At 67.1% G+C, this 7,854-nt stretch carries 7 protein-coding genes; all 7 read left to right on the forward strand.

Translation table 11 applies throughout. From position 1 onward, the window contains the following. Positions 1 to 47 precede the first annotated feature (47 nt). The 7 genes from FPZ47_RS04580 (at position 48) to mmaA4 (ending at position 7,618) form a co-directional block, all read left to right on the forward strand. Positions 48 to 617 carry a DinB family protein gene (locus FPZ47_RS04580; RefSeq protein ID WP_144951067.1) on the forward strand — a complete coding sequence of 190 codons (570 nt, stop codon included), beginning with the start codon at positions 48 to 50 and terminating at the stop codon, positions 615 to 617. A gap of 52 nt (positions 618 to 669) precedes the next feature. Beyond that, positions 670 to 2,016, forward strand: coding sequence for an ABC1 kinase family protein (locus FPZ47_RS04585; RefSeq protein ID WP_144951055.1), 1,347 nt, complete (start codon positions 670 to 672; stop codon positions 2,014 to 2,016). Positions 2,017 to 2,024: 8 nt separating this feature from the next. Further along, entirely contained in the window at positions 2,025 to 2,942 is a 918-nt protein-coding gene (locus tag FPZ47_RS04590) for an alpha/beta fold hydrolase (RefSeq protein ID WP_144951057.1), read from the forward strand. A 124-nt stretch (positions 2,943 to 3,066) separates the two neighbouring features. Next, the gene (locus FPZ47_RS04595; RefSeq protein ID WP_144951058.1) at positions 3,067 to 3,927 is read left to right on the forward strand and encodes a cyclopropane mycolic acid synthase family methyltransferase; all 861 of its coding nucleotides are present in this window, start codon (positions 3,067 to 3,069) and stop codon (positions 3,925 to 3,927) included. Positions 3,928 to 4,148: 221 nt separating this feature from the next. Then, a complete protein-coding gene (locus FPZ47_RS04600; RefSeq protein WP_144951069.1) occupies positions 4,149 to 5,624 on the forward strand; it encodes a flavin-containing monooxygenase in 1,476 nt (491 codons plus the stop codon). 116 nt (positions 5,625 to 5,740) lie between these two features. After that, positions 5,741 to 6,634 carry a methoxy mycolic acid synthase MmaA3 gene (gene mmaA3 / locus FPZ47_RS04605; protein ID WP_144951060.1) on the forward strand — a complete coding sequence of 298 codons (894 nt, stop codon included), beginning with the start codon at positions 5,741 to 5,743 and terminating at the stop codon, positions 6,632 to 6,634. An 87-nt stretch (positions 6,635 to 6,721) separates the two neighbouring features. Beyond that, positions 6,722 to 7,618 (forward strand): hydroxymycolate synthase MmaA4, encoded by an 897-nt coding sequence (gene mmaA4 / locus FPZ47_RS04610; RefSeq protein ID WP_144951070.1) that lies wholly within the window; start codon positions 6,722 to 6,724, stop codon positions 7,616 to 7,618. Positions 7,619 to 7,854: the final 236 nt, after the last annotated feature.

The following is a 7,854-nucleotide window of genomic DNA, read 5'->3' on the forward strand; positions in this document are numbered from 1 at the left end:
CGCACCTTACGGGGAAGGATCGGCCCATGCCCGCACTCGCCCCGCCCGTGTCCGACGAACGCAGCGCCCTGCGCGCCTATCTGGCGTTCCACCAGAGCGCCTACTTCGGCGTCTCCCACGGCCTCACCGACGCGCAGGCCCGGTCCGCGCCGTCGGCCAGCGCCCTGTCGATCGGCGGGCTGATCAAGCACGCCACCGGGATGCAGCGCAGCTGGATGGCCCGCGTGGCCGCCGCCCCGGACGCGCCCCCGAAGGACACCCGGCCGTTCGAGCGGATCGCGGCGGAGTTCGCCGACCAGCACGTGATGCGGCCCGACGAGACGCTGGCCGGGCTGCTGGGGGCGTTCGAAGCGCAGAACGAGGCGTCGCTGCGGCTGGTGGAGTCCGCGGACCTCGACGCCGCGGTGCCCGTGCCGCAGGACATCCCGTGGTTCCCCAAGGACCAGCGGGCCTGGTCGGTGCGCTGGGTGATCCTGCATGTGATCAACGAGCTGGCGCGGCACGCCGGGCACGCCGACATCGTGCGCGAGACCATCGACGGCGCCACCATGTACGAGCTGATCGCCGCGCGGGAGGGCTGGGAGAGCCAGGGCTGGGTCAGGCCATGGCGCCGGTGAGCGACCGCACAGAGATTGGGACTTGACACCGCCGGTTTGGCAGACTGCTCAGATGAGCTCTACCAAACACCGAGAGGTGGCCAGGCTGAACCGGGTGCCGCTGCCGGCCGAGGCGGCCCGCGTAGCGGCCACCGGCTGGCAGGTCACCCGCGCCGCCGCCCGCTTCCTCACCACGCTGCCGGGACGGGGGCCGTGGCAGCAGAAGGCGATCAGGCAGCTCCCACAGACCTTCGCCGACCTTGGCCCGACGTACGTGAAGTTCGGGCAGATCATCGCGTCCAGTCCCGGCGCGTTCGGCGAATCGCTGTCCCGCGAGTTCCGCGGCCTGCTGGACCGCGTGCCCCCCGCCGACAGCACGCAGGTGCACAAGCTTTTCGTCGAGGATCTCGGCCGTGAGCCCGCCGAGCTGTTCGCCACCTTCGAGGAGGAGCCGTTCGCGTCGGCGTCCATCGCCCAGGTGCACTACGCGACCCTGCACACCGGTGAGGACGTCGTCGTCAAGATCCAACGGCCGGGCATCCGCCGGCGGGTGGCCGCCGACCTGCAGATCCTCAAACGCTTCGCCCAGGCCGTGGAGTTGGCCAAGCTGGGCCGCCGGCTCTCCGCGCAGGACGTGGTCGCCGACTTCTCCGACAACCTGGCCGAAGAGCTGAACTTCCGCCTGGAGGCGCAGTCGATGGAGGCCTGGGTCGCACACCTGCACGCCTCGCCGCTGGGCCGGGGCATCCGGGTGCCCCAGGTGTACTGGGACTTCACCAGCGACCGGGTGCTGACGATGGAGCGGGTGCACGGCATCCGGATCGACGACGCTGCCGCCATCCGCAAGGCCGGGTTCGACGGTACCGAGCTGGTCAAGGCGCTGCTGTTCAGTCTGTTCGAGGGCGGCCTGCGACACGGGCTGTTCCACGGGGACCTGCACGCGGGCAACCTCTACGTCGACGAGGCGGGCCGGATCGTGTTCTTCGACTTCGGGATCATGGGCCGCATCGACCCCCGCACCCGCTGGCTGCTGCGGGAGCTCGTGTACGCGCTGCTGGTGAAGAAGGACCACGCCGCGGCCGGCAAGATCGTCGTGCTGATGGGCGCGGTCGGCGCGACGAAGCCGGAGGCCGAGGCCGCCAAGGACCTGGAGCGCTTCGCCACCCCGCTGACCGTGCAGACGCTGGGCGACATGTCGTATGCCGACATCGGCCGGCAGCTCTCCGCGCTGGCCGACGCCTACGACGTCAAGCTCCCCCGCGAGCTGGTGCTGATCGGCAAGCAGTTCCTCTACGTCGAGCGGTACATGAAGCTGCTGGCGCCGAAGTGGCAGATGATGTCCGACCCGCAGCTGACGGGATACTTCGCCAACTTCATGGTCGAAGTCAGCCGCGAGCACTCCTCCGACGTCGAGGTCTGACGGGACCCGTGGAAATACGCAGTGGGCACGCCGTCTCGTCCGCTCCGGAAGGCGACCTGAAGCTCTATTACGAGGACATGGGCGACCCCGACCATCCGCCCGTGCTGCTGATCATGGGACTGGGCGCCCAGCTGTTGCTGTGGCGGACCGCCTTCTGCGAGAAGCTCGTCGGGCACGGGCTGCGGGTCATCCGGTACGACAACCGGGACGTGGGCCTGTCCGGCAGGACCGGGCATCGCGGCTCCGGGCAGCCGCTGCCGATTCGGTTGGCGCGCTTCTGGTTCGGTTTGCGCAGCAACGCGGCCTACACGCTCGACGACATGGCCGGCGACGCCGCCGCGGTGCTGGATCATCTGGGCATCGAGGCGGCCCACGTGGTGGGCGCGTCGATGGGCGGCATGATCGCCCAGGTCTTCGCGGCGCGGTTCCCCGAACGGACCAGGACGCTGGGAGTCCTGTTCTCCAGCAACAACCGGCCGTTCCTGCCGCCGCCCGCCCCGCGCGCGTTGCTGGCGCTCCTCAAGGGCCCGCCGCCGGGCTCACCGCGCGAGGTGATCATCGACAACGCGGTGCGCGTCACCACCATCATCGGCAGCCCGCGCTACCGCGCGGCCGAGGAGCAGGTCCGCGCCGAGGCCGCCGAGGGGTATGACCGCAGCTACTACCCACAAGGCGTCGCCCGGCACCTCGGCGCGATCCTGGGCACCGGCAGCCTGACGCGGTACAACCGGCGCATCGACGCGCCGACCGTGGTGATCCACGGTCGGGCCGACAAGCTGATGCGCCCCTCCGGCGGCCGGGCCGTCGCGCGCGCCGTGAGCGGCGCTCGACTATTCTTGATCGACGGTATGGGCCACGACCTGCCTCACCAACTGTGGGATCGGCTGATCAGCGTGCTGACGAGCAATTTCGCCGAGGCCCGCTGAGGAAGGTTGATCAGGCTTTAGCGGATTCGGAGCGAAAGCGGATTCGGAGCGAAAGCGGATTCGGAGCGAAGTTCGTGGGAACACTGTCAGGGCCACGAGCTCGGCGTTGGAAGGATGCTTGACGATGAGCGACCTGAAACCGTACTACGAAGAGTCGCAAGCGACGTACGACATCTCGGACGACTTCTTCTCGTTATTCCTCGACCCCAACATGGTGTACACCTGCGCGTACTTCGAGCGCGACGACATGACGCTGGAAGAGGCACAGCTCGCAAAGCTGGACCTGGGGCTGGACAAGCTGGAACTCGAGCCGGGAATGACGCTGCTCGACGTGGGGTGCGGCTGGGGCGGGGCCGTCGCCCGGGCAGCCGAGAGATACGACGTGAACGTCATCGGGATCACGCTCAGCCGAAATCACTACGCGCGCACCAAGGCCAGGCTGGCCGCCATCCCCACGGGGCGGCGGGCCGAGGCGCGGCTGCAGGGTTGGGAAGAGTTCGACGAGCCCGTCGACCGGATCATCAGCTTCGAGGCCTTCGACGCGTTCAAGAAGGAACGTTGGCCCGCGTTCTGGGATTGGGCCTACCGGACCCTCCCCGACGACAGCCGGATGCTGATGCACAGCCTCTTCACGTACCCGCAGTCGGAGTGGAAGCAACGCGGCATCCCGATCACGATGACGGATCTGCGTTTCTTCCACTTCCTCGGCAAGGAAATCTTCCCCGGCGGCCAGATGTGCGGCGAGCCCGATATCGTCGACAACGCACGCGACAGCGGCTTCTCACTCGAGCAGGTCCAATACCTGCAGCCGCATTACGCCCGGACTCTCGACATGTGGGCGGCCAACCTCGAGGCCAACCGCGAACGCGCCATCGCGATCCAGTCCGAGGAGGTCTACGACAGATTCATGCGCTATCTGACCGGCTGTGCGGGCCTGTTCCGCAAGGGCATCTCCAACGTCGCGCAGTACACGCTAACGAAATAGTCGGCGCTTCCGCCGCCCCGACATCGCTCGACCGGCCACCGATTATACCGAAAAGTGATGGAATTCAACCTCCCAACCGCCCCTCACCTGCGGGGCACGCGGCGGGTTTCCCGTTATAATTTTGCCGCGCAGCAAATGCGCTCCCCCACCTACACGCCGCAGTGACGCGACCGCGAACTGATTTTCACGAAAGGCCACGACAGGCAATGGCCTCACCCAGCATGGACCCCTTCGACGTCATCGTTGTTGGCGCCGGTTTCGGCGGCATCGGCGCCGCGATCGCGCTCAAGCGGCTCGGTTACGACAACATCGCAATTCTCGACCGTGAGAACGACCTCGGCGGAACGTGGCACGTCAACCGGTACCCGGGGCTGGCCGTCGACGTGCCGTGCACCACCTATTCGTACTGGTTCGAGCCCAACCCGTATTGGTCGCGGCTGTTCCCGCGCCGCGACGAACTGCAACGGTACGCCGACCACATCGCGGCCAAGTACGACGTGAAACGCCACATGCGGTTCAACACGACCGTCGAGAGCGCGCGCTGGGACGAGGATGCCCGGGTGTGGCAGGTGGCGCTGAACTGCGGTGAAAGCCTGACGACGCGATTCCTGATCAGCGCCACCGGCTTCCTGTCGCAGCCGCACACGCCACCGATCCCCGGCGTCGACGGCTTCGGGGGCAACGTCATCCACACCACGGCATGGGACGGCAGCTGCGACGTGACCGGGCAGCGCGTCGGCATCATCGGAACCGGTGCGACCGCCGTCCAGCTGATCCCCGAGCTGGCCGACGGGGCCGCCGACCTGACCGTGTACCAGCGCACCGCGACCCACGTGGTGCCCAAGCCCGATTTCGCGATCCCGGCCCGGCTGCAGCGGCTGTTCGCGCGGGCGCCCCTGGTGCACCGCGCCTTCCGGCTGCTCACCGACACCTTGTTCGAGATGATCATCATCACCGGCCTGCATCACCGCGGTCTGCGGCGGGTGAACATCGCCGCGTCGGACTTGGGCAAGATCAACCGGTTCATCTGGATCCGCGACAAAGAGTTGCGCCGCAAGCTGACACCCCACTACGACTTCGGCTGCAAACGTCCCACCTGGTCCAACAGCTACTTCCGCACGCTGGCCAAACCACACGTGCACCTCGAGACCAACCGCATCGAACGGATCGATTCCGACGGCATCGTCACCGCCGACGGCAACAAGACCGTCATCGACACGCTGGTGCTGGCCACCGGTTTCGACCTCTGGGAAGCGAACTTCCCGGCCTTCGAGGTGATCGGGCGGCAGGGACGCAACCTGGGCAAGTGGTGGCGCGAGACCAGGTTCCAGTCCTACCAGGGCGTCGCCGTGCCGTTTTTCCCCAACTACCTGGGCCTGGCCAGCCCGTACGCCTTCTCGGGGCTGTCGTTCTTCCACACGATCGAAGCTCAGATGCGGCACATGGACCGGCTGTTCGGCGAGGTTCGGCGCCGGGGGGCCGCGGAGTTCGAGGTGACCGAAGAAGCGACGGCGCGTTTCATGGACCGGATGACCGGGCTTCTCGACAAGACCGTCTTCCACCGGGGCGACTGCGCCACCTCCCGCTCGTACTACTTCAACCCCAGTGGCGAGGCGTCGTTACTGCGGCCCACCTCGACGCTGAACGCGGTGCGGGAGGCGTCCCGCTTCCCGCTGAGCGACTACACGATCCGCTGATCCCGAATCGAGAAATCCGGGGCAAGCGCCCTCGAAATCCATGACTCGTGCCCGACCGCGAGTAGGGTGCCGGAAACGGCATCGAGCAGAGTTGCCGTTCCGGTCGGGAGGGGATCATGTCCGAGAATCGGGTGGGGGCCACGCTCAAACGGTCGAACCTTGACTCCAACCTCGAAGATGTCCAGGCGCACTACGACCTCTCGAACGAATTCTTCGCGCTGTTCGTGGACCCGACGCGCACCTACAGCTGCGCCTACTTCCCGCGCGAGGGCATGACCCTGCACGAGGCTCAGCTCGCCAAGCTCGACCTGACCCTCGACAAGCTGGGATTGCGGCCGGGGATGACCCTGCTCGACCTCGGCTGCGGCTGGGGTTCGGTGATGAAGCGCGCCGTGGAGCGCTACGACGTCAACGTCGTCGGGCTGACGCTGTCGAAGAACCAGTACGCGTACTGCCGGCAGGTGCTCGACGGGATCGACAGCGACCGCTCGCGGCGGGTGCTGCTGCGCGACTGGGCGCAGTTCGGCGAACCGGTGGACCGCATCGTGGTCATCGAGGCGCTGGAGCACTTCGGTTTCCACCGCTACGACGACTTCTTCGAGTTCGCCTACAACGCCCTGCCCGCCGACGGCGTCATGCTGTTGCATTCGATCACCGGGCTGCACGTCAAGCAGGTCATGGAGCGCGGCCTCCCGTTGACGATGGACATGGCGAAGTTCATGAGGTTCATCGTCACCGACATCTTCCCGGGCGGGCGGCTGCCGATGATCGAGAAAGTCGAGGAGCACGCGACGAAGGCGGGGTTCACGGTGACCCGCATCCAGTCGCTGCAGCCGGACTTCGCCAGGACCCTCGACTTCTGGGCCGAGGCCCTGCAGGCGCGCAGGGACGAGGCCATCGCGATCCAGTCCGAAGAGGTCTACGAGATGTACATGAAGTACCTGACCGGGTGCGCCCACGTGTTCCGCACCGGCTACGTCGACTGCAACCAGTTCACGCTGGCAAAGTGAGCCTCTCGCGCCGACCAGCATATTTCGGGTGCGCCCGGCGCAGTGGGTATGGTTGCAACGAACATCACCCAGGAGAACAACACCACCATGGCTGAGCAACCGAAGAGCCCGACGAAGACGCGCACGCGCTTCCAGGACATCCAGGCCCACTACGACGTCTCCGACGAGTTCTTCGCGCTGTTCCAGGATCCGACCCGGACGTACAGCTGCGCATATTTCGAGCGCGCCGAGATGAGCCTGGAAGAGGCCCAGTACGCCAAGATCGACCTGAACCTGGACAAGCTGGACCTCAAGCCGGGCATGACACTGCTCGACATCGGCTGCGGCTGGGGCACCACGATGAAGCGCGCCGTCGAGCGCTACGACGTCAACGTGATCGGGCTGACGCTGTCGAAGAACCAGCACGCCCGCTGCGAGCAGGTGCTCGGCGCGATCGACACCGATCGCTCGCGTCAGGTGCGGCTGTACGGCTGGGAGGACTTCTCCGAGCCGGTGGACCGGATCGTGTCGATCGAGGCCTTCGAGCACTTCGGGCACGAGAACTACGACGACTTCTTCAAGCGGTGCTTCGACATCATGCCCGACGACGGCCGGATGACCGTCCAGAGCAGCGTCAGCTACCACCCCTACGAGATGGCAGCTCGCGGCAAAAGGATCACCTGGGAGACGGCGCGCTTCATCAAGTTCATCGTCACCGAGATCTTCCCCGGTGGCCGGCTGCCGTCCACCGAGATGATGGTCGACCACGGCGAGAAGGCGGGTTTCGTTGTGCCCGAACCGCTTTCGCTGCGCCCGCACTACATCAAGACGCTGCACATCTGGGGCGACACGCTCGAGTCCAACCGGGACAAGGCCATCGAGGTCACCTCCGAGGAGGTCTACGACCGCTACATGAAGTACCTGCGCGGCTGCGAGCACTATTTCGCCGACGAGATGCTGGACTGCAGCCTGGTGACCTACCTCAAGCCGGGGGCGGCCGCCTAGATTGCCGGAATGGGGGCTGCGCCGTTCGTCGAACAGCTGGACAGACCCGCTGCGGGTGCCGCCCGCCGAACTGCTGCCCGTGGGTACGCCGCACGTGCGCGGCTGCACCAACGCCCCCGCCCTCGGTCACGACGCATCGCCGAATGCGGCGGCCAGGGTCGCGGGGGGGGGGGGGGGGGGGGGGGGGGGGGGGGGGGGGGGGGGGGGGGGGGGGGGGGGGGGGGGGGGGGGGGGGG

Origin of the sequence: Mycobacterium helveticum, assembly GCF_007714205.1 — a bacterium.
Classification (GTDB): Bacteria; Actinomycetota; Actinomycetes; order Mycobacteriales; family Mycobacteriaceae; genus Mycobacterium; species Mycobacterium helveticum.